Source organism: Paraburkholderia saeva, from assembly GCF_907164555.1.
In the GTDB taxonomy this organism is placed as follows: domain Bacteria; phylum Pseudomonadota; class Gammaproteobacteria; order Burkholderiales; family Burkholderiaceae; genus Paraburkholderia; species Paraburkholderia saeva.
In genome coordinates this window covers 152070-172169 of record NZ_CAJQZC010000006.1, presented here as the reverse complement: position 1 = coordinate 172169, position 20100 = coordinate 152070, and the positions used below count along the sequence as shown (strand labels likewise).

Below are 20100 nucleotides of genomic sequence, written 5' to 3'. Positions count from 1 at the left end.
TCGGGGCTTTTCGTTTTTCTGGCCCATGGTTTTATGCCTTTCCATCTATGGAAATGTGTCGTCTAAAGTGGTACAAAGCCCTCTCTAACCACTCGATAAAAACGCTGAACCACTCGCAAATCGGCTCATTGGCCGTTTGCGTCAGTTTGGCGCGGGGCTATGGCCACAAAAAGAATGCGTCCCTCAGGGACGTGGGAATACATCGTCCGGCGGAAGGGCATTCTGCCAAAGCCACTTTCCCTCACCTTCGATACCGAGGCGGAGGGCGATGTTTATGTCCGACGTCTTGAGCAGATGCTCGACGCCGGCATCCTGCCCGAGGACCTCGTTGAGCGTCGAAGTGATCTGATCACGGTCGACGACGCAATCCGTTCGTACATGACTAAGGTTTCCCTTCCATCGTCGGACGCATCGTTGCTGAATGCGCTGGTTGGTCGCTGGCGAAGCCATCCTCTCACGGGCGTCGACTACCAGTGGGCGGAAGGCTGGGTCAAGACAATGAAGCGGAAAGACATCTTAGCCCCGTCCACGATTCGGCACTACGTCGGTGCGCTTGCCCGTTGTTTCGACTGGGTCGTGCGATCGGGCTCACCGTCACTGGCGACCAATCCTCTTCGGCTGCTTCCGAAGCGCTACGCCACGTACACGGACGAAGACACCGCGGCCGTCCGGGTGCAAGACAAAGCACCGAAGGAAGACATCCACCGAGATCAGCGTCTTATGCCCGACGCGGAAGCAGTAGTCAGGCGCATCCTCGCTGGCGAAAAGCCAGAAAGCCGTCAGCGCGGTCCCGAATTAAATTACCGGCCGGCGATGGTCTTTCTTTTCGAACTCGCCATCGAGTCCGCTATGCGAATGCGCGAGATGTACACGCTCGAACTCGGTCAGGTCGATGTTGATAGGCGGACTGTGTTTCTCGATAAAACGAAGAATGGCAGCAAGCGACAGGTACCGTTAACAACGGTCGCGATCCGCGCGTTCGAAAACTATGTCGACGCTGTCAAAGACGAAGATCCAGAGATGAGCGGATTCGAGTTTGACGGCGGCCGGCTGTTTCCTTGGTGGGACGGGTCACGCGATCGTAAGGTGCTGGCAGGTGTATCCGTTCGATTGTCCGGGCAGTTTGGGCGAATCTTTGATGCAGCGGGATGCGGGCAGGTGACGTTTCACGATTTGCGTCATGAGGCGACGTCAAGGCTTTACGAAAAGACGAATTTGTCCGATATACAGATTGCAAAGATCACTGGCCATACTGACATCAAGATGCTGATGCGATATTCGAATCTACGCGGAAGTGACCTGGCCGAACGGCTTTGGTAACAGCGTTGCTTTGTATGCACCAGCGTACGGTGGATATGCCCGATAGGCAGTAACACTATGAATATTGGGGAATATCCGGGCACATTGGCGCGCCGTGTACAATCGTCGAAAACTAGGAGATCTTCATGGCATTGCCAGAACTGGCGGGATGGCGCGCAGAGGCGGTGCGCGCGACGTTCATCGCGAACGCCCCTGTCACGGCCAATGGTAAGGGATGGTGGCAGGCGTTCACGGGAACGGCGCCAGACACCGTTCTCTCGAAGCCGAATGCCGCAGAGCATTCGGAGTCTGGCCCATTTGGCGTTGGCCGGCTCGAAATGAAAGTTGCATTCAACCGCGTCGACTGGGTGTATATGCCGATTGCGGAGCCGGGACCCTCCGTACCATCCCTCGGCGAGGCACAAGAGATTATGCCTGCGTTGAACGAAGCGTTGGCAGCTTGGCTTGCGTCCGACGACACACCCTTCGTCCGAACCGCCTACGGCGCTGGCCTTTTGTATCCGGCGTCCGATGTTATAGAGGGCAACCGAGCGATGCTTGCGTACCTGCCATTCATCTCAATGAATCCAGAGTTGGGTCGCGATCTGTTCTTTCAGACGAATTTCCCTCGGCCATCGAGCGTCCTCGACGGCGGCGTCGTAAATCGCATCAGCAAACTCATGAGTGCGACTGCGCAGGTGATCAACATTGGTGGCAGTGGCCCGGTCCCGACCATCCAGTCGCATTATTTTGCTCGAGTAGAACTTGATTTGAGTACGACCGCTGACCGCACGGAAACGATCCCCGTCGATAAGCGTTCGACGGCGTTCAACGAGCTGGTGACATCTGCAATAGAAATGATGACCCATGGAGTGCAGCCATGATGCAGCTCGAGGTCGCTTCACCGTCGCAGAGTGAAAGCCCTCCGGCTAGTCCACGTTATGTTTTCATGACGACGGACACTGGCACGGTTGACATCGATCGAGATTCGAGCGCTTACATGACGAGTGTCCAGCGATGGTTTCAGCACCATCGAAGAGCTGTTGATCCCGGCGCGGCCGCTGCGCTACTCTGGTCGACGGCGGTTGAGCCGTCGTTCGGCGATGGACCTAGATGGGAAACGCCACATTCGCATGTGCGACACCCGCATGTGTGGAACACGCATATCGTTGCATCACTTGGAAAAGCGATGCCGCGGGTGAAGGACGAAGTCCAACACACAGCCGAAATCGTGTCCTCTTGGGAGCGAAGTGGAAACGGCCAATATGCGTCTTTCTATGTGGTTTATTTCGTCGAGCAAAGTTTTCGGCTGCGGGCATACGAGCAAGTCAATCGCCTCCTTGAGGAGATCGATATTGCTCCGCTGACGGAGTGGTCATTGATTGCGTTGTTGCGCTCGTCATTTTCGGCTCGCTCTTTCCTTCCCGCTTGGCCTCGTCTCTTGATGGCCGTGCATGAAAAGCTTCAGGCACAGGGCAAGGACACCAAAAAACTATTGCGCGGCCTGAACCGCTAAACGGTCATTGATGGCAGTCACTCTTTATAAGGTCGACGAAAAGTTGCCAGAGGATGTCGCGCTTGCGATCGTAATAGGTGGCGAACCGATAACAGGGGCGCAAGGTCAGCGACATGCTGGTTTTGTGGTCAAGGCGAACGACCACAACCTATGGCTCTTCGATCTCGCGTGGCACAACATGTGTCGAAAAAGCCCGATCGACCCGGGCTATGCGTACGTAATTGCTGAGTTTCTCGACCCCTTTGCCGCCAACGCGATCATTGGTTTTCTCGCCAACGTCTATGACGCAAACAAAGATCGGTTCACATACGCGATCGGTTGGGACGATAAAGGCGGATACTTCGAGAAAGGAACGGGAAAGCCTCTTAAGACTGGACTCGGCGAAGGGCTGACTTGCGCTACGTTCGTCCTGGAAGTATTGGCGCGATACGGCTTCGATTTGGTCGATACAAGCACTTGGCCGTTGACTGAGGAAAACGCTCAATGGCAAAGGATGATTCTTGATCGGCTAATGCAAACGAGACCGACTTCGATCGACGACTTCGTCGTTCAGTTGGGCCGGGTTGGTAATGTGCCGCGCTTTAAGCCGGAGGAGGCGATTGGCGCCGCGAACTACTTCGACGAAGATCCATTGCCTTTCGACATTGTGTCTCCTGCCGGAGCTGAGGCGGTGGCTGAACTCAAGCGTCTCGGCTTAGACGGGTGACCTGACGCTGAGCGTTCTTCTCTAGGAGTTCGTGAGTCGCTGTCTATCTAGGGGCGACAGCGAGCCCCATGTCGACTTATACGGGTATCGAATGCTCGGGAAGGGGCGGCAGGCTTCGGGCGCGACGTCCGGGTCGACGACGGTCCACCACGGGTATTTGCCGAGCGATCGCTCGGGCGACGCGATCATCTGTTTCCGGCTCGTGCGCGCCTTGCAGGCGAGCCAACGACTGCTCCTGCGTTTTCTTCCTGAGGAAGGCGACGACGTCGTCTTCCAGAAACACCCAAGCCCGGCCGATTTTGGCGCCCGGTAGCTCGCCGGTGCCGGCGAGCTTCATCGCTGTGTTGCGGTCCACCTTCAGGAAGTCCGCGCACTCAATCAGATCAAACGTTCTCATGCGCTCACGCCTCCAATGTGTCGAGCGGCGGCTTGCTGGAAGCCCGCCAAAATTTCCATCGCCCGAAAATTCGTACGCGCCATCGCCGGTGCTTGCCCGGCGATGCACCAGTGCTCGTCCAAACGTCGGCGCACGCTCATCGCTCGGTAGTGCTCGATGTGTGCACCTTCGAGGAGCGCAGTAAGTGCGGCCTCGATCGCGGCCTGCGCTGATCTGAGTGCCATGATGATTCGTTTCTTGGGCATCGCCCCTTCGACCTGCAAAATTGCTTGGTCGCGGAAGCGCTGAGTGTGGCCGTTGACCACGACGGACACGTAACGTGTTGGGTTATCAGTGACGTAGCTCATGATTGTTCGCTTATTCGGACGGCGGCGACCGCATCGCGCGGTCGAGCATCATCAAACCTGTTTCGAGTTGAACGCCAGCGGCACTGGCCCACGTGCGGGCATCCTGCGCAGCTTTGTGCCGGCTATAGCTACCTGTCTCGTCGCGCATGAGGTCGAGCAGCTCGATGTCGGCGCCGAGCGCGATCACGTCGATCAACTGGCGGATCTCGATGCGCACGGCGTCGATCCGCGCGGCGGTGGCCAGTCGGGAATCCGACTGGCCTCCCTTCTTCTGGATAGATTTGCGCCGCGCAAGCGGCGCTTCGTCCTTCTGGATCGCTTGGGCGGGCGCTAGCCCGTTGCCGTCGACGTCGTCGTTCGATGCATGCGCCGGGACGGCGCCAGCGAGGGAAAGCCGCGGGCGATTTTCCGCGTGTTCCCGCTCACGCGGCAGCGGATGTGGGGTAGAAATGGCCGGGCGAACCGTCATTTAGCCGCCTCCTTCGCCATGTCCTCGGTCCAGTCCGGGTCCGGCATCGTCCAGAGCTTGTCGAGCCACTTGCGGACTGTCGCGAGCTCTTTGGCACCCTTGACATTGGGCCGCTCAATCAGGGCCGTGAATTCGCTGACGGCCGCACGTATGGCTTGTCCGCGCGTCGGGAACGTCGCATCGAAGTGGCGCATCGAGGGCAAGCCAGTCTTCATGCAGTGACCGATTTGTGCGCTGATGCTGTAGATCCAAACACCGTCATCGGGCTGAGCTAGATGGATCTCGGCCGGGTGAGTTCCGTAACGGGTTTTTATAGGCGCGCGAATGTTTTCGCAGTCGACAAACGCACCATGTTCGTTGGGCGTGTGGATCGGGTGCTTTGTGCGCTTCGTTGACACCGCGTCGAGCAGATCCGCGTGAGGAGTGAGTGCTGCGTGCACACCAGCAATCGTGCCTGGCGAAAGCTTCCCGAACACCGGATCGTGCAGGACCGACTGCAGGGCTTGCAAAAGTTGCTTTGCCTGCAGGTCGGTGATCTTCCCGGACGCGCGAGCGGCGGGCGCCTTGTCCAGATGCTTCTTTGTCACCTTGCTTTTGCCCGTCGACTTCACTTGCTCTGCGGCTTTGGCGATGCGCTCGAGCGCCTTCTCTGGACCGTGCTGGCGGATCTGCTCGATGGCGACCGTTCCCGACACGGTTCCAGTGCGCACGAGCTTGTGAATCTCCGCAGGAGCGCCGGCAAGCAGCATCACGTCACGAATGGTTTGCTGCGTGATTTCGAGCCGTTTGCAGATCGTGGCGTCGTCGATGCCGTGCTGCTCGCGTAGCTCGGTGATCTTCTCTGCGAGGTCGAGCGGCGAGTTCGCCTTGCTTTCATTGCTCGTCAGGCCGCCGAAAATCATGTTGACGCGATCGACCGTCTTCGCATCCGCGATCACGATGGGGATCAAGCCCGGGTCAAATCCGTTGTCGATTGCGATACCGATACCGTGGAAGCGATGCTGGCCTTTCCACAGGTACACGAGGTCCTCACCATTGACCTTGCGGATATAGCAGTGCAGCGGCTGGCTCTTGTCGTATCCGTTCGTCTGGATTAGCTTCGCAAGATGCTTCGCCCACGCGTTGTCGAGCGGGCGAACGTTGTCGCGAGGGTCGAAGTGAATCTCGTCGTACGGCAGCATCCACAGATCAGCGGACTTGCCGCCGGCCGCTTTAACCGCGGCCTTGGTGTTGCCGGTGACGATGGGCTCGTCGAGCGGCAGTGCGCGGGTCTCAGGCATGATTGGCCTCCTTCGCGGGAGCCGTCTCACGCCCTTTGGCCTCGGCTTTCAGCGCGGCATAGGCGATGCAGTCCTCGGCGCTGTCGGCGTGGTAGCCAGGGCGTTGGAACAGACGCACGTCTTTCAGCAACTGCAGCAGCAACCAGCCTTCGGCTTCGGCGAGATTCCGGCCGGTGATCGCGTTGAATGCGATCACGGTCGTGCCCATGCTGCGCTCGCCTTCCGGCTTGTCGTACTGTGCCGCACGATCGCGCATGTGTTCCTCGGCTGCCGCGAGCAGACCGGGTGCGGACGGCAGGGCGACACGCCGACGGTTGTCGTTTTCGACGGAGACGCGGATCGGTTGCACACAGTGGTCGCCGGCCGTGCGGATGCCGGCGACGTCGGCCATCGTCGGTTCGCCGCGCTCCGTCCACGCTTTGGCGGGAACATCGGCGACACCGTTCGGCCGTACGTTCGCCGTCAGCCAGTAGGCAAGCTCGCCCGATTTCGTTTCGAGGCCGCGCCGGAACACCTCCGTGCTAACGAGCATCTGCAGTTCTTTGTAGAACGTCATCTCGTCAGCGTCAGGAAGCTTGGCCCTGAGCTGCTTGGCCGTCATGCAAGTGACGCACTCGTTGAGTATCAGGATCAGGTGCTGCGCGATAGGAGAAAGGTTAGTGCGCATGATGCCTCCGGAAAACGCGGGACAGTCGCGAGCGCAGGAGCGGTCGAGCAAAGCTGAACGCACAGAACGCGGCGACGATAACGACGGCGATCTTGCCGGCGGACACGCCGGCGAAGAGCCAAAGGATGGAATCGGCCAGCCCGAAGAGGGCGCCGAACACGCGCTGGTGGGAGGGGCCGGTCAGGCACCAGACCGCAGCGCACGTTGTGATGGTGACGAGGAGACCGAAGATCATCGCGCCTCCGATGCCGGCACTCGGCACAGTTGCTTTGCGAATTCCTCGCTGCACTCGAGGCTGATCCGGATTCGCGTCTTGGGGCGGCGCAAGAGCACCTTGCTCATTCGGCCGTCGGGCTTTGCCTCGTCGACCACCCAGCCGCGCGCGAGGAATGCGGAGACCATGCGATCGGCGTACTCGCCCCAAAGGCTGTGGCTGATTCGCAGTGCCTTTTTTGCGGTGCTGTCCGTCGATGTGCTCCAGTCGACCAGGTACATTGAGTAGTCCCCGATCGAGTAGTAAATCCCCTGTGCCGCCAGCGCGGCGAGGTCAGGTTCGATCGCGGTGATCATCTTTGACGCGGCATTCAGTTCGGCGATGCGCTTGGCGTGCGCTCGCTTTGCCGCGACGACGATTTCTGCGTACGTCGACGGATGCTTGTATTGGAACGGGGAAGTCGAGCGGCGCGTCATACGGCCTCCTTCGCGCGCGCGGGACACGGCGTGCGCTTCTTCGCCTTCTCGATTGTGTCGACCGCCATCGAGGCGGCCAGTCGGCGTCGGTGCTTGTTGACCGCCGACGCGCAATCGGCCTCACTCGGGTACGAGATCGACGTGCCGACGATCTGCGTACCGTCGAGAATCATGTAGAGCGTGTGAACGCTGCCGTGCAGAGGGCGTCGCGCAACCACGTACTGACCGACCATGATCGGTGTCGTGGGGCGCGGTGCCATCGGGTCGTACGTGACGATGGAGCGCAGGCCAATCGTGTCCCGGCGTGTCGGCTCCGGCGGAGCCTTGAATTTTGGTCTTTGCATTTGGCGTTATTCGGTATCGCCAGCGGCGAGACGCTTGCCGTCTAGCGGTGGTTGGTCTGATTCGGATTGTTTTTTGCGGAGCTCGGCGCACGTGGCGAGACAGATCCGGAGAGCCGGATTGACGATCGCGGCAGACGCGGGGCCGGGAATGCGGCGAAGGCGGTGTTCCTTCGCGATCTCGGCATCCGTGACTGGGATCCGCTCGGCCATGTCGCGCTATACCGTCGCGTGTGCGGAGGCCGGCGAGACAGCGACCGGCGCCGGCGCGAACACGTTGATGCCGATCACGAAGACAGCGACCAGCAGGGTGATGCGCCATACCGGCGACTGTTCAAAGTCACTTTGCAGGGGCGTGAAGCCGTCCTGCATCTCTCGGAGGTAGGCCCGGCGGGCTTCTCCGTTCACATCAGGGATTGATTTCATGGGTTCTCCGTCACACGCAAGGAATTGCGTACGACGGAGAGTAACCAAATTTGGTGATATCAGTCAACCAAGTTAGGTTACTTCGACGCGATGCGATCGTGCCGGGAGCGAGGGAAGTGCGTCCGGATGTCTCGTTCTCGGTTAGTGTTCTGGCCGTCCCGCATCGCTCATCCAGTAAGCAATGGCGTGCGATCCAAGGCAGATAAGGGAATCAAGCCAGGGGAGGGTATTGATGTACGAGGCCGCCATAAGGGTCGCAGGCAACAAGATTGCAAGCGACGCCCAGCCGGATTGGGCTGCGACCCGTCGTCGCTGGGCGTGCCAGCGCGTCAGGCGTGAGAGGCGGTCTAACTCTGTCGCGAAGCGAGCGCATACCGCTGGCTCAATGCCGATTGCGGTCGTCTCAATTGTGCCGTCCGCTCGAAGGAAAACAGTCGCAGCAGCTATGGGGCTGTTTTCACCCAGATTTAGGCTGTCCCTGATCTTTTTCCGTAGATGTGCTTGATCCTGCGATATCTCGTGCGGAGCTGCTGCTGGCGATAGTTTCCGCTTGCGTGGAAAGTTAGTGACGTTTTTGGTGCCTTCTCGGGACGGTTTGGTCTTTGGTCTCATTAGCGGTTAGCGTCTGTTGGTTTAGTCTCTCATTTCCAACAGCGCTCTCGCCTTTCATCTCGTCCTCGGTCAGCCGGCCAATTTGAGTGAATTCCAATGTGTCGCGCTTTGCACCCTTGGCGCTGCTCTCAATGACGAACGCTATGAATGATTCGACCTTCTCCTTATCGGGGGTCGATAGGGCGGCGTATTGCTTCCGGTTGTAATCGATGTAGCTCGCGTCTCTCTCGGTAGTTAAGTCGCCCACGGTTACGCCCAGCGCGCGAGCAACGTCTTCGAGCAGATCAAGACGCGCCTCAACCTCGGCCCGAATTAACCGCCCAATCGAACTCTGCGCAACACCGGCTTTCTTTGACAGTCCCAGTTGCGTGTTTCGCGGCGGCGGTGCCGCCTCCATGAGCCGAAGAATGTTTTCCGCGACGATCAATTTGGTGGGCTTCGTTTTCATGCTTGGAATGTTGCCAAGCATGGTTAAGCAAGTGCGGCGACTTGGCCGGGTTTGTTGCTTGTCAAAGTAACCAAGATTGGATAACATCAGGGCTCATTTCCTCCTTGGAGACGGCGATGCCTGAGCAACGCGAAGAATGGATGGTGGTAGTGCGTCGCCGTCTAGCACACGAAAGAGGCAACCTGCGCACGGTTGCCAGAGAGGCGGGCGTGCCATATCCCACGCTCGCCAAGATTTCGAGCGGTGCGGTAACCGACCCGCGCGTATCCACCGTCCAAACCCTGTTCGATTACTTCGAGAGCCACCCCGAGCATCCGCAGGTGGCGCACTGACGTTTTCTTAAACATGGCGCGTTGCGCCGGAGGAGGGGTGATGAAACGACTGTATGGGCGATTGGTGCTGTGGCTGATTTCGCCTGCGCTCGAAGTAAAAGCGCAGGCCGACCGGATTGCCTCTGAAGAGCGCGCACAGCTGAGCAGGCAATTCCGACGCGAATGGAGACAGCGCTCTGCTGCGATGTGGCGTGAGAGCGAAGCACGTGAGGCTGCTACTGCGGACGAAGCTGCAGCTGGATGAATTCGCTGGTGTTGGCGGAAATCTCTAGGCGCTCCTCGTTGCTGTACTCCGAGTGTTTGCCGGGAGGGCTGCTTTCGAGCGAATCCAGCATCTTGTCGACATGTCCCTTGAAGGCAGATTTGAGTTGATCTGTGTTCACGCATGTACGGACCAACGCGGTGACAAGGATCTCCAGTTCCGCCAATTGCAGCTTTTGATCTTTTTGATTGTCCATGGGTGCCCCTTTCGTGTGGTTGATGGGTGTGGAAGCTGCTGATTCTCTCACGACCGTGGGCACTCACTTTTTGCAGCATGGCGGTAGCAGTAGTGGCGTTGGCGAGCCTGAATAGTAGGGGCGTCGGCGCCGGGTAAACAGAATGAAAAGCCGTATCTACAAAGATAAATTGGGGCGCGAATGACCTGCAGATATAGCGGCACTGACTGGCTCGACGTTCTCTATACGTCGGTCCGTAATACAACCGGGGGCGTTGCGGACGCAGCTGCGTTCCTGACCAATCGGCGCGGTAGGAACATCGGCACGGAATCACTGCGCCTGCGTCTTCGCGGTGAAGGTGAGAACCGCCTCTCGATGGAGATGTTCGAGCTGCTGACCGAGTGGATGGAAGAAAAGCGCGAACCGCACTACCTCGACGCTGTCCATGCGCTGAACGAGCGTTTCGGTTTGCGCGCAACCCGTATCGATGCGGTCATCGAAGATGACACGGTAAATGCGGTTGCGCTCCATGCACTCGATCTGGCTCGACACACGGGCATCGTTGCCGAGCAGGTGCATTCGGCGCTCGACGACGGGCAGATCTCGTCGCAGGAGGCTGACGATATCGTCGCGGCTGCACGTGGCAGTCAACGCATGCTCGACCGGCTCATGCGCACCGTCGTTCGCGTCAGCAACAAGAGCCGACGCTAACCATGCAGTGCCACGAAGGCATGTTCTGCTGCAACCGGTTTCGGGAGGCAGCAGGTCTCTCCTGCAGCCTGGGTCAGCAGATGGCCTGCGCGCAGCACGAGTTGATCCGGCTCGCCGAGCACGCGCCGGCAGGCGTATCGCGGTTTCACCGTGCGCTGCTCGAAACCTTTCCGGTCAATCCTGACTGGGTGGTTATGGCCGCAGCGCATGCCGGCACACTCGACGTCTTCATCAGGGATAGCGCACTTCATTGCGCGGCCCTTTCCACCAAAACCATCCGTAACGAATTCAGGATCCGCATCGCGGGGTATCTGAGTGCCGACCAGCTCGACCAGTTCGACCAGCTGATGTCGGCGGAATGGTCTCGTCTTCGTTCTACATAATTCGGGGATTCAAAGTGACTTTGTCCAATACTGCTTCAGCACTTCGAGCGCGGCATCCGATCGCGCGCAAGCTGGTTGCCGGCGCGGGTCGGTTTGCTGCTGGCCGCGCTCGGTGGCGCCGGCTGTTTGCCCGTGAGTCCGCACTGATCGCGGGTTGACGCATGGCATCACTCGATCAGATTGCAGCGCAGCTCGCGGCTGCGGGGCACCCCAAGTTGCCCGACGGTCATCCCAGGCCGGCTGAAACCGGCAAACCGCATCGCTACGGCCCCGGCAAGAAATTCTGGTACTCAATCCATAAGGTCGAGCGCAACGGTCGGATCATCGGCTATATCGGCGCGTTCGGCCGATGGGTCGGCGACGACAATGGCGCGCAGTCTTTTGCGTGGGAAGGCGAAGCCTTGGCGCCCGAGGATATGGCGGCCACGCGTGAGCGGCAGGCGAAGGCAGAGCGTGAGGAAGAACGTAAGCGCGAGCATGCTGCCCAGATGGCCGCTAACCGCGCGCGCTCGCAGTGGCAGGGCGCGGCAGTCGATGGTGCGTCAGCTTATCTCGACCGTAAGCAGATCACGCCGGAGGGCGTGCGCTTTGACGTCGACAGCACCATATTCGTGCCGATGTATCAATACGGTGGCGACGAAGCCCGCATGGTCGGGCTGCAGAAGATCACACCCGACGGTCAAAAGCGCTTCAACAAGGGCATGGAAAAGAAGGGCGCGAGCCTGCTGATCGGCACGATCGAGAGCGGCGACAAGGTCGCGATGATCTCGGAGGGCTACGCGACCGGCCGCTCAATCCGCATGGCAACAGACGAGCGGATTCCGATGCTCGTGTGCTTCGATGCGGGCGGCATCATGGCCGCAGTGATGTATCTGCGAGCGACGTATCCGGATCTGCATTTGCTGATCTGCGCCGACGACGACTGGAAGATCGAGCAACGCTTGCGCGACTTCCTCGCTGATGAATACGGCTATCAGGGCGAGTTTGTCATCGGGGCCGATGCGATCGAGATCGAGGCGAACAAAACGTCGTACATGATCCATGCGGAGTACAAGCAGATCAACGGCGGCGTCGGCTTCATCGAGCTCGCGGTATGGAACGATGTCATGCCGGAGCGCAAGCGTCGGTTCGAGAACACCGGGCGCAAGCGGGCCGAAGAGGCGATTGCGGCGGTGGGCAACGCCAGCATCGTGTATCCGCGGTTCGCAAACCGTGAAGACCGGAAGCTCACCGATTTCAACGATCTGCATTGCGAGGAAGGACTGCACGTCGTCAAGTCGCAGGTCGAGGCGGCGCTGCTCGCGGCGCTCGCCCCGGCCAATGAAGACATTCCGCCGTTCCCGCATTTGCACGCAGTCGAACCTCTCGTGGATCCGCTCTATGGCGATGCTGTGGCGCTCGTGCGGCAGGGCAAGCGTGCAACGGTGTCAGGCGTGCAACGCGGCCTGCGTATCGGCCTTAACCGCGCCGTGCGCCTCCTCGAGGAGATGGAGAAGGCGGGGGTTGTATCGGCTCCGGGTGTCAACGATGTTCGTGCCGTCATTCAGAAGCATTCCACCGGCGCCGCGACTTCGGCTGTCGCGGATGTAGCAGATGCGCCCGATGACGTCGAGAATGGCGCGCACTCCTGGCGTCGCGATCTGCGGCGCACGGATAAGGGCGCACTGCTGCCAAGCCTCGATAACGTCTTCGCTATCCTCTCGAACGACGAGCAGTGGCGCGGCGTGTTTGGCTTTGAGCAGTTCGCGCTTCGCATCGTCAAACTCAAACCGCCGCCGTTCGAAGGCGGCGAAGCGGGTGAATGGTCTGATCGCGACGATGCACGCTGCGTGCTGTGGCTGGGTCAGCGGTATTCGTTCAGCCCGCGCAGCGACGTCGTTGCCGATGCGGTGTTTCTCGTCGCCGATCGACACCGTTATCACGAAGTGCGGGATTACCTCGATGGTCTGCAGTGGGATGGCACGGAACGGCTGCGCACGTGGCTCATTCGCCATGCGCTCGCTCCCGACACGGAGTATGTGCGCCTCGTCGCGTACAAGTTCCTTCTCGGCGCCGTGGGGCGAGTGATGAAGCCCGGCTGCAAGATGGATAACGTCCTGATTCTTGAAGGCATACAGGACGCTGGCAAGTCTGGTTTGTTTCGCACGTTGTTTGGCGAGCAGTGGTTCACCGACGCTAATATCGTGATCGGCGACAAAGACACGTTTGCCGTCATGGCCGGCAAGTGGCTGATCGAGCTCGCGGAGCTCGACGCACTGAGCAAGAGCGACTCGTCGAACGCAAAGCGCTTTTTTACGACGGCAGTAGACACGTATCGACCGCCCTATGCGAGACGTGCTATCGACGTGCCGCGTCAGAGCGTCTTTGGTGGCACCGTCAACTTCGATACATACCTGAAGGACGAATCGGGCAACCGTCGTTACTGGCCGGTGAAGGCCGGCGCTCCGCTCGATCTTCCTGCGCTTGCTCGTGAGCGCGACCAGATCTGGGCAGAGGCCTATCAGGCGTATCGCGAATGGGAAACGGCGAAGGCGGAAGCGGCTGGTATCCTGCCCGCTCCGTGGCAGGTGTTGTCGCACGAAAAGCCACTGTTCTCCGTCGAGCAGGAAGCGCGGTATGAGGGCGATATTTACGAAACGATGATTGCCAGACACATCGAGATGCTCAGCAAGGTGACGATGGAACAGATCCTCGGCGACTGCCTGAAGCTGGAAATCTCGAAGTGGACGCCAGCGGAGCAGCGCCGGGTCGGTAAGGCAATGAAGTCGCTCGGCTGGGTGCGCAAGCGCGCATCGACCGGTAATCGCGAGTGGTACTACACCCCGCCAGATCCTGTCGACGCGCCAGCACCGACGTCGACGGTCAAGATTTCGCAAGCGGAGCATGACGATGATGCGCCGCTTTGATCGTCGATTCGTCGCGTTATGCTCGCTGTTTGCCGCAGGCTTTGGCGCGCGCGACAGCGTACTACGGCGCGCCTCGTCTTGCATTTCGGCGCGCCGTTATCCGTCCCGTGTCCCGACGTCCCAAGCGCATCGCCTCGCATACGTGCGTGTGATGCGTGCGACATGCGCGACGTGCAGGCGAGGGTGCGCATGTCGCGGGCGCCCGCGCACCGGCACGACCTTTTTTTCTTGGGACATTGGGACAGTAGGACATAGGAAGGGGAAACGATGATCGACCTCAAAGAGCAAGCCGGTGTGGCGATGAATGTTCGTGGTCAATTCTCCGACCCGATCGTCGATCCCAAAGTGACTTTGGGTGCGTTGGCGTTCGCAAACGATCTGGGGCGCGCGTTAGTCCGGATGAAAGCCGGTCAGGACACGCGTCCCGAGATCGTGCGGCGTGCGACGTTGCTACTCGCCCAGATGATTCGACGGTCCGGGAAATTCAATCGCGGAAAATTTACCGGGATGGACAGGGCGACGAAACGTGATCAGCGGGCGGGCCGCGAAGTCGAGCGTTCGAACGTCGATATCGTCGAGCGGTTCGCGTTGCGCCTGATCGTCGAGTGGATCGATGATCAATGTCCGCGATGTGATGGTCGCGGTGTGATCGGCCGCGCTCAAGCGCCGCAACCGGTTGCGGTTGTCTGTTCTAGTTGCAACGGCACGCGTCGAGTGTGCGTTTCGGAAGAGCGAATTCCGTTCGCTGCTGGTCGGAACGGACCTCGTGTGTATCGGGAATTCAGTCGCTGTGAGGCCTGCCTCGGGCGTGGAACGCAGCTCGTGACACCGCCGAAAAGCGAGGGTCGACAGATTTGCCGAAGCTGTGGTGGTGATGGTCGGCGCGCGATCGATGAGGCCGCGCGTGCGCAGGCGCTCGGTGTGCCGTTGCGCATGTATCGGGAACATTGGGTTGAGAGTTTTCAGTCGATGCTCGCGGTGCTCGATCAGGTCGACGGGCGCGTCGTCGACACCATGCGCCGGAAACTGCGTCCATGAAATCCTTGCAAACCAAGAATCGATGGAATATATTTCGGCCATCCTTTACCGAGTCACTGGATATTCGCTGGCACCGCGCGTTAGTCGTGCAAAGCTTTCCCCTTCAGCCATACAATGAGCTCCGCGAGCTGCGGACCCGATAAGATAAACCGGCTGCTGGGATGTGTTGGCGGGCGTGCGCCTTCACGAAACGTAAAACATCGAAGCCCTGAGTGCGAAAGCCTCGGGGCTTTTTGCATTGGAGTTCCCGTGCCGAAGAAAGCGCCGACGCAATGCCGTCACTACGGATGCGGCCGTCTCGTGCAGACACCTGGTTATTGCGAGGAGCATGCGGCCGACGCGATCGGCTGGCAGAGCGATCGCGTTCGTGGTTCGCGTCATCAGCGTGGCTACGGATCGAGATGGGAAAAGCAGCGCGCACGCATCCTCGCGCGAGACAACGGGCTGTGTCAGCCCTGCCTGCGTGATGGTCGCATCACCGCTGCGCGTCACGTCGACCACGTGATCGCGAAGGCGGAAGGCGGCACCGACGTCGACGTGAACCTCCAGTCGATCTGCGTGCGGTGCCACAAGGCGAAGACGGCCGAAGAGAGCGCGCGAGCGCGATCGATCGCGACCTGACCCGAGGTTCCACGGTTTTCCGGTGTTCCGGCGTTTCTGCCCAATTTTTAGGCAGGGGGGGCCGTTTTTTTCGGGCCGAAAGGCTTCCGGACCGTACGCCCAGCTTTATTTTTTGATTTGCACTTTTTGAAGGAGGGGGGGGTAAAAAGGCCGGCTCACAGTGCCTTTTGCGAAGTCCCGGCTCTCTTTTTTGACATGGATGAACAGGGAGCGCCCCTATGGCCTCGAATGACCCGCCCATGACGGTGATTCCCGGCGCGGCAGGCAGTGTCGGGTCGGACGCCGTTGATGATGTTTCCGGCCAGATCCCGGCTCCGCCTGGTGTGAAATTCACGCCGCGCGAGCGCAAGGTCTGGGAATACATCTGCGCGCGCTTGCGCGACGCCCAGCTGGAGCACCAGACGGCGGGCATTGCAATCTCGATGGTAGTGCGAACGTATGTCGGATGGCTCGAAGCGGAGGAGAAACTCCGGGAAGTCGAGGCAGCAAACGACGGTAGCCACTACATCAAAACTCCGAACGGACACGAGCAGCCGCATCAGGCGTTCTACGTGAGCCGGAATCTTCGTGCTGAACTTCTAAAGTGGTTACCTGAATGCTGCCTGACACTCCCGTCGATCGCGTCGGTGCGCTCGAAGCTGGGCGAGCAGGGGCAGCAGGACGACCTGTTCAACGCGCTCGCCGGCCACGCAAGGTCTCACCCCAGCGGCTTAAACAGCTAACGCCGGTCGCGCGACATCCGTGGGACGACTACGGCTTGCGCGTGATGGCGGGTCAGGAGGTCGTGGGTGAGCTGACGTTTCTCGCGGTCGTGCGGCACTACGAGGATCTGCGGCACGGCGCGAAGCGCGGCATCGTGTTCAGCCCGGCTCACGCGTCGCATTGCATCGATTACATCCAGAGTCAGTTCCACCATATCAAGGGAACGCTGGCGGGCAAGCCGCTCGTGCTGGATCCGTGGCAACTCTTCTGGACGGCGGTGCTGATCGGCTGGCGCCGGGTCGACACTGGTTTGCGGCGCTTTCGTACGGGCTACGAGGAGGTCGCTCGCAAGAATGGCAAGTCGACATGGAAAGCGGCGCTGGCCGACTACCTGTTCCTGATGGACGGTGAGGGTGGGCCGGAGGTCTACACGATGGCGACGACACGTGAGCAGGCGATGAGCGTGTTCAAGCCGGCGCTGGAGAATTACAAGCATCGTGTGCGGCGTTCGTCGAAGTTCAAGCGTGCCGTCAAGGTGCATGACGGCACGAATCAGGAGCGCATTGTGTTCGGTGGCGGCACGTTCCGGCCGCTGCCGGCGAACGCCGATTACCTCGACGGCCTGAATCCCTCGGCGGTCATTGTCGACGAGCTGCACGCGCACCCCAGCCGCAAGGTGTGGGACGTGATGGAGTCGGCGCTGGGCGCACGCTCGCAACCGCTGATTGATGCAATCACGACGGCTGGCTACATCCTCGACGGGATCTGCACGGAGATCCGTGGTTACCTCGTGATGATCCTGCGCGGCAAGAAGGTCGACGACGCCTTCTTCGGGTACGTGTACACGCTCGACGAAGGCGACGATCCGTTCGACGAACGGGTGTGGCAGAAGGCGAACCCCGGCCTGGGTAGCGCGAAGACCATCGCGTACATGCGTGCGGTCGCGACGAAAGCGGCAGAGTTGCCCAGCGCGAAGGCCAACTTCCTGACCAAGGATCTGAATGTCTGGGTCAATTCGGCGCTGTCGTGGTTCGACCTCGCCGTGTGGGACAAGTGCGGCAAGCCATTTGAGCGGAACGACCTGCGCGGCCGGCGCTGCTTCGGCGGGCTCGATCTGTCGAGCACGCAGGATCTGACCGCGTTTGTGCTGCTCTTTCCGCCCGATGACGAAGACGGCGAATGGTATTTGCTGGCGTGGATCTTCGTGCCGCGCAGCAAGGTCGAGTTGCAGTCGGAGAGCGACGCGGCGCCGTACGCCGAATGGGAGAAGCAAGGATGGCTCACTGTGACCGATGGGGCGGTGACCGATTACGCCGTGGTTCGTCGGGCAATCGTCGATGCGTGCGCCGTGTATGACGTGCAGGACATCGCATTCGATACGTGGAACGCGACGCACCTGGCCAATGAACTGCTCGACCTCGATGTACCGATGATGCAGCTGCAGCAGAACATGGGCGGCCTGTCGCCGGGCGCAAAGTTACTTGAGCGCATCACCTACGGCAAACGTCTGCGCCACGGCGGCAACCGCGTACTTCGCTGGTGTGCGGGGAACGTCACGTTGCTGCTCGACACGAACGAAAACATCAGGCCGAACAAGAAGACGTCGACCGGTCGCATCGATCCGATTGTGGCGACCTGTATGGCGGCCACGCGCGCGCTGGTCTATCGGCCTGAAGTTGAACCGGAAATCTACAGCCTATGACTCACCCCACAAGCGAGGGCCGGCCCAATCAGTCCGGCTCCGTCATCCTGCGCGAATGGAACGCCACCCGGCAGGCCATGAAAGCGCAGACCGGCGCCGTGCCCGTCAGCGAGATCACGCGCGGCACGGAAGCATTCGGATGGATCACCGGCATGGCCGGCCCCGGCCGGGCGGTCACCGAGCGCAGCGCCATGAGCGTCGCGGCGGTGTACGCCTGCGTGTCGCTCATTGGCGGTGCGATCGCGTCGCTCGTGATGGGCGAATACGAGCGCAATGGCGCCGACAACATGCCGGTCCAGTCGGACCTCTGGTACCTGTTCAATGAGGAGATGCATCCGCGCTGGTCGGCGGCCGTGGGCTGGGAATACGGCGTGCAGTCGCTGCTGCTGCACGGCGATCTCTTCCAGCGGATCCATCGCGTCACGCGGTACTCGTCGGCAATCGAGTCGTTCGAGCCGCTGCACCCGCTGTGCGTGAATCCGATGCGGTACGGCGAGCGCATGGTGTATTCGGTGTGGGACCCAGTGACCGGGCAGGTCGAATATATCGATCAGGATGACATCATTCATGTGCCTGGTCCCGGCTTCGATGGCTATCGCGGGCTGTCGCAAATTCGGCACGTGCTGCGCCTGCCGGTCAGTGCGTCGATCGCGGCGGGCGAGCTATCGGAGGGCATTCTGAACGACGGGTTGCGGCCTGACTTGGTGCTGAAAACCAGCACCAAGCTGGACGAAGCGAAGATCAACAAGCTGCGTAACCAGTGGCTGGAAAAGTACAGCGGCCTGAGGAACAGCGCGGCGCCGGTCGTGCTCGATGGCGACATGGACATCAAGCAGATCAGCATGTCGGCCAGCGACGCGCAGCTGCTGGAAAACAGGAAGCTGACCGCCGACGACATCTGCGGGATCTTCGGCGTGATGCCCTACATGATCGGGCGGCCCGAGAAAACCACGACGCTTGGCAGCAGCGTCGAGCAGTTCGGCATCAGCTTTGTGAAGTACACGCTGCAGCGGCACATCGTGAAGATCGAGCAGGAAGCAAACCGCAAGGTGATCCGCTCGCCGACGAAGTTCGTGAGGTATGACGTGAGCTCGCTGGAGCGGGGCGACACGTCGGCGCGCTTCACCGCATACCGCACGGCGGCGGGTCGGGCCGGGGAGCCGGGCTTCATGACCGTCAATGAAATCCGCCGCAAAGAGAACCTGCCGCCGGTGCCGGACGGCGATCAACTTTTCAAGGGAACCAACGATGCGGCAAAACCGAATCCTCCAGCTGCTGAATGACAACCGGTCCGCACCGCGTGCGTTTCGTGTGCAGGCGTCCGACGATGCGTCGGAGGTCACGGTCTATCTGTATGACGTGATCGTGACCGAAGACTGGTACGGAGGTGTGTCTGCGACGGCGTTTGTTCAGGCGCTGGCTTCCATTACCGCCGACACGATCCATCTGCGCATTAACTCGCCGGGCGGCGATGTGTTCGCGGCGCGAGCGATGGAGACCGCGATTCGCGGTCATTCGGCAAAGGTCGTCGCGCACGTCGACGGCGTCGCGGCGAGCGCGGCCAGCTTCGTGATGCTCGCGGCCGACGAGGTCGAGATCAGCGACGGCGCGTTCGTGATGATTCACAAGGCGTGGTCGTTCGCGATGGGCAATGCGGACGATCTGAAGGAAACCGCGAAGCTCCTCGATGCAGTGGACGCATCGCTGGTGCGGACCTATGCAAAAGAGACCGGACAGGATGAAGCCGACATTGCTGCATGGATGGCTGCCGAGACATGGTTCACGTCCGATGAGGCCGTCACAAATGGATTTGCGGACCGGCTGGCGAACGGCGACGACGCTGCTCAGGCGTCTGCGTGGAACCTGTCGGCATTCAGCAACGCGCCGAAGCCGAAAGCGCAGCCTGGCTCGCAGGAAGCGAATGACCCGGCTTCGGAGCCGGCGCCGGCGGCGACGCCGGTTGCTAACGCAAAACCGGAGCCCGATTTCGCCGCGATGAAGCGGCGGCTCGATCTGCAGCAACGTCTCTGACGCTCTCCCGCGTCGTCGTTTGAAGCCGCTCCCCTGGGC

At 60.4% G+C, this 20100-nt stretch carries 25 protein-coding genes; 14 read left to right on the top strand and 11 right to left on the bottom strand.

Going from position 1 to position 20100, the window contains the following annotated elements:
* Nucleotides 1–159 precede the first annotated feature (159 nt).
* The 4 genes from LPA36_RS17835 (at nucleotide 160) to LPA36_RS17820 (ending at nucleotide 3521) form a co-directional block, all read left to right on the top strand.
* The gene (locus LPA36_RS17835) at nucleotides 160–1320 is read left to right on the top strand and encodes a site-specific integrase (RefSeq protein WP_228879379.1); all 1161 of its coding nucleotides are present in this window, start codon (nucleotides 160–162) and stop codon (nucleotides 1318–1320) included.
* Between the two features lie 125 nt (nucleotides 1321–1445).
* Entirely contained in the window at nucleotides 1446–2183 is a 738-nt protein-coding gene (locus LPA36_RS17830; protein ID WP_228879377.1) for a hypothetical protein, read from the top strand.
* Nucleotides 2180–2815, top strand: a complete 636-nt coding sequence (locus LPA36_RS17825; protein ID WP_228879374.1) for a hypothetical protein — start codon at nucleotides 2180–2182, stop codon at nucleotides 2813–2815. The genes LPA36_RS17830 and LPA36_RS17825 overlap by 4 nt, the downstream gene beginning before the upstream one ends.
* A gap of 10 nt (nucleotides 2816–2825) precedes the next feature.
* Nucleotides 2826–3521: a hypothetical protein gene (locus LPA36_RS17820; RefSeq protein ID WP_228879371.1), complete on the top strand. Its 696-nt coding sequence runs from the start codon at nucleotides 2826–2828 to the stop codon at nucleotides 3519–3521.
* Nucleotides 3522–3597: 76 nt separating this feature from the next.
* Here LPA36_RS17820 and LPA36_RS17815 read toward each other — a convergent pair whose 3' ends face one another.
* From LPA36_RS17815 to LPA36_RS17770, 10 genes are all read right to left on the bottom strand, one after another.
* A complete protein-coding gene (locus LPA36_RS17815; protein WP_228879370.1) occupies nucleotides 3598–3918 on the bottom strand; it encodes a helix-turn-helix domain-containing protein in 321 nt (106 codons plus the stop codon).
* On the bottom strand, nucleotides 3915–4265 hold the full coding sequence (locus tag LPA36_RS17810) for a hypothetical protein (RefSeq protein WP_228879366.1): 351 nt from the start codon (nucleotides 4263–4265) through the stop codon (nucleotides 3915–3917). The genes LPA36_RS17815 and LPA36_RS17810 overlap by 4 nt, the downstream gene beginning before the upstream one ends.
* A 10-nt stretch (nucleotides 4266–4275) precedes the next feature.
* A complete protein-coding gene (locus LPA36_RS17805) occupies nucleotides 4276–4734 on the bottom strand; it encodes a hypothetical protein (protein WP_228879364.1) in 459 nt (152 codons plus the stop codon).
* A complete protein-coding gene (locus tag LPA36_RS17800) occupies nucleotides 4731–6017 on the bottom strand; it encodes a transcriptional regulator (protein WP_228879735.1) in 1287 nt (428 codons plus the stop codon). The genes LPA36_RS17805 and LPA36_RS17800 overlap by 4 nt, the downstream gene beginning before the upstream one ends.
* On the bottom strand, nucleotides 6007–6681 hold the full coding sequence (locus LPA36_RS17795) for a hypothetical protein (RefSeq protein WP_228879362.1): 675 nt from the start codon (nucleotides 6679–6681) through the stop codon (nucleotides 6007–6009). The genes LPA36_RS17800 and LPA36_RS17795 overlap by 11 nt, the downstream gene beginning before the upstream one ends.
* Entirely contained in the window at nucleotides 6671–6916 is a 246-nt protein-coding gene (locus LPA36_RS17790) for a hypothetical protein (protein WP_228879359.1), read from the bottom strand. The genes LPA36_RS17795 and LPA36_RS17790 overlap by 11 nt, the downstream gene beginning before the upstream one ends.
* Nucleotides 6913–7371, bottom strand: coding sequence for an ACP synthase (locus LPA36_RS17785; protein WP_228879357.1), 459 nt, complete (start codon nucleotides 7369–7371; stop codon nucleotides 6913–6915). Before LPA36_RS17785 ends, LPA36_RS17790 begins: the two co-directional genes overlap by 4 nt.
* The gene (locus LPA36_RS17780) at nucleotides 7368–7715 is read right to left on the bottom strand and encodes a beta-hexosaminidase (RefSeq protein WP_228879354.1); all 348 of its coding nucleotides are present in this window, start codon (nucleotides 7713–7715) and stop codon (nucleotides 7368–7370) included. The genes LPA36_RS17785 and LPA36_RS17780 overlap by 4 nt, the downstream gene beginning before the upstream one ends.
* A 216-nt stretch (nucleotides 7716–7931) precedes the next feature.
* Nucleotides 7932–8138: a hypothetical protein gene (locus LPA36_RS17775; protein ID WP_228879350.1), complete on the bottom strand. Its 207-nt coding sequence runs from the start codon at nucleotides 8136–8138 to the stop codon at nucleotides 7932–7934.
* A 562-nt stretch (nucleotides 8139–8700) separates the two neighbouring features.
* Nucleotides 8701–9285, bottom strand: a complete 585-nt coding sequence (locus LPA36_RS17770) for a helix-turn-helix domain-containing protein (RefSeq protein WP_228879348.1) — start codon at nucleotides 9283–9285, stop codon at nucleotides 8701–8703.
* A 29-nt stretch (nucleotides 9286–9314) separates the two neighbouring features.
* On the opposite strand from LPA36_RS17770, the gene LPA36_RS17765 reads away from it, so the two are divergent.
* On the top strand, nucleotides 9315–9530 hold the full coding sequence (locus tag LPA36_RS17765; protein WP_228879346.1) for a helix-turn-helix domain-containing protein: 216 nt from the start codon (nucleotides 9315–9317) through the stop codon (nucleotides 9528–9530).
* 215 nt (nucleotides 9531–9745) lie between these two features.
* Here LPA36_RS17765 and LPA36_RS17760 read toward each other — a convergent pair whose 3' ends face one another.
* Complete coding sequence (locus LPA36_RS17760) at nucleotides 9746–9988, bottom strand: hypothetical protein (RefSeq protein ID WP_228879344.1); 243 nt, start codon at nucleotides 9986–9988, stop codon at nucleotides 9746–9748.
* 180 nt (nucleotides 9989–10168) lie between these two features.
* Between LPA36_RS17760 and LPA36_RS17755 the strand changes: the two genes are divergently transcribed.
* The 9 genes from LPA36_RS17755 (at nucleotide 10169) to LPA36_RS17715 (ending at nucleotide 20061) form a co-directional block, all read left to right on the top strand.
* Nucleotides 10169–10678, top strand: a complete 510-nt coding sequence (locus LPA36_RS17755; RefSeq protein ID WP_228879341.1) for a phage regulatory CII family protein — start codon at nucleotides 10169–10171, stop codon at nucleotides 10676–10678.
* Nucleotides 10679–10698: 20 nt separating this feature from the next.
* A complete protein-coding gene (locus tag LPA36_RS17750; RefSeq protein ID WP_228879338.1) occupies nucleotides 10699–11061 on the top strand; it encodes a hypothetical protein in 363 nt (120 codons plus the stop codon).
* Between the two features lie 161 nt (nucleotides 11062–11222).
* The gene (locus LPA36_RS17745) at nucleotides 11223–13967 is read left to right on the top strand and encodes a VapE domain-containing protein (RefSeq protein ID WP_228879335.1); all 2745 of its coding nucleotides are present in this window, start codon (nucleotides 11223–11225) and stop codon (nucleotides 13965–13967) included.
* Nucleotides 13968–14234: 267 nt separating this feature from the next.
* Nucleotides 14235–15005 (top strand): hypothetical protein, encoded by a 771-nt coding sequence (locus LPA36_RS17740; RefSeq protein ID WP_228879332.1) that lies wholly within the window; start codon nucleotides 14235–14237, stop codon nucleotides 15003–15005.
* 249 nt (nucleotides 15006–15254) lie between these two features.
* Entirely contained in the window at nucleotides 15255–15626 is a 372-nt protein-coding gene (locus LPA36_RS17735; protein WP_228879329.1) for an HNH endonuclease, read from the top strand.
* Nucleotides 15627–15844: 218 nt separating this feature from the next.
* Nucleotides 15845–16348, top strand: a complete 504-nt coding sequence (locus LPA36_RS17730) for a P27 family phage terminase small subunit (RefSeq protein WP_228879326.1) — start codon at nucleotides 15845–15847, stop codon at nucleotides 16346–16348.
* Between the two features lie 62 nt (nucleotides 16349–16410).
* Complete coding sequence (locus LPA36_RS17725; RefSeq protein WP_228879323.1) at nucleotides 16411–18030, top strand: terminase large subunit; 1620 nt, start codon at nucleotides 16411–16413, stop codon at nucleotides 18028–18030.
* Entirely contained in the window at nucleotides 18027–19313 is a 1287-nt protein-coding gene (locus tag LPA36_RS17720) for a phage portal protein (protein ID WP_228879319.1), read from the top strand. The genes LPA36_RS17725 and LPA36_RS17720 overlap by 4 nt, the downstream gene beginning before the upstream one ends.
* Entirely contained in the window at nucleotides 19279–20061 is a 783-nt protein-coding gene (locus tag LPA36_RS17715) for a head maturation protease, ClpP-related (protein WP_228879318.1), read from the top strand. The genes LPA36_RS17720 and LPA36_RS17715 overlap by 35 nt, the downstream gene beginning before the upstream one ends.
* Nucleotides 20062–20100: the final 39 nt, after the last annotated feature.

Coding starts and splice junctions, on each gene's coding strand:
- LPA36_RS17730 (WP_228879326.1), top strand. CDS start 15,845: ATGGCCTCGAATGACCCGCCCATGACGGTGATTCCCGGCGCGGCAGGC.
- LPA36_RS17815 (WP_228879370.1), bottom strand. CDS start 3,918: ATGAGAACGTTTGATCTGATTGAGTGCGCGGACTTCCTGAAGGTGGAC.
- LPA36_RS17790 (WP_228879359.1), bottom strand. CDS start 6,916: ATGATCTTCGGTCTCCTCGTCACCATCACAACGTGCGCTGCGGTCTGG.
- LPA36_RS17720 (WP_228879319.1), top strand. CDS start 18,027: ATGACTCACCCCACAAGCGAGGGCCGGCCCAATCAGTCCGGCTCCGTC.
- LPA36_RS17770 (WP_228879348.1), bottom strand. CDS start 9,285: ATGTTATCCAATCTTGGTTACTTTGACAAGCAACAAACCCGGCCAAGT.
- LPA36_RS17750 (WP_228879338.1), top strand. CDS start 10,699: ATGTTCTGCTGCAACCGGTTTCGGGAGGCAGCAGGTCTCTCCTGCAGC.
- LPA36_RS17825 (WP_228879374.1), top strand. CDS start 2,180: ATGATGCAGCTCGAGGTCGCTTCACCGTCGCAGAGTGAAAGCCCTCCG.
- LPA36_RS17740 (WP_228879332.1), top strand. CDS start 14,235: ATGATCGACCTCAAAGAGCAAGCCGGTGTGGCGATGAATGTTCGTGGT.
- LPA36_RS17805 (WP_228879364.1), bottom strand. CDS start 4,734: ATGACGGTTCGCCCGGCCATTTCTACCCCACATCCGCTGCCGCGTGAG.
- LPA36_RS17715 (WP_228879318.1), top strand. CDS start 19,279: ATGCGGCAAAACCGAATCCTCCAGCTGCTGAATGACAACCGGTCCGCA.
- LPA36_RS17780 (WP_228879354.1), bottom strand. CDS start 7,715: ATGCAAAGACCAAAATTCAAGGCTCCGCCGGAGCCGACACGCCGGGAC.
- LPA36_RS17830 (WP_228879377.1), top strand. CDS start 1,446: ATGGCATTGCCAGAACTGGCGGGATGGCGCGCAGAGGCGGTGCGCGCG.
- LPA36_RS17760 (WP_228879344.1), bottom strand. CDS start 9,988: ATGGACAATCAAAAAGATCAAAAGCTGCAATTGGCGGAACTGGAGATC.
- LPA36_RS17810 (WP_228879366.1), bottom strand. CDS start 4,265: ATGAGCTACGTCACTGATAACCCAACACGTTACGTGTCCGTCGTGGTC.
- LPA36_RS17775 (WP_228879350.1), bottom strand. CDS start 8,138: ATGAAATCAATCCCTGATGTGAACGGAGAAGCCCGCCGGGCCTACCTC.
- LPA36_RS17835 (WP_228879379.1), top strand. CDS start 160: ATGGCCACAAAAAGAATGCGTCCCTCAGGGACGTGGGAATACATCGTC.
- LPA36_RS17795 (WP_228879362.1), bottom strand. CDS start 6,681: ATGCGCACTAACCTTTCTCCTATCGCGCAGCACCTGATCCTGATACTC.
- LPA36_RS17785 (WP_228879357.1), bottom strand. CDS start 7,371: ATGACGCGCCGCTCGACTTCCCCGTTCCAATACAAGCATCCGTCGACG.
- LPA36_RS17765 (WP_228879346.1), top strand. CDS start 9,315: ATGCCTGAGCAACGCGAAGAATGGATGGTGGTAGTGCGTCGCCGTCTA.
- LPA36_RS17755 (WP_228879341.1), top strand. CDS start 10,169: ATGACCTGCAGATATAGCGGCACTGACTGGCTCGACGTTCTCTATACG.
- LPA36_RS17745 (WP_228879335.1), top strand. CDS start 11,223: ATGGCATCACTCGATCAGATTGCAGCGCAGCTCGCGGCTGCGGGGCAC.
- LPA36_RS17820 (WP_228879371.1), top strand. CDS start 2,826: ATGGCAGTCACTCTTTATAAGGTCGACGAAAAGTTGCCAGAGGATGTC.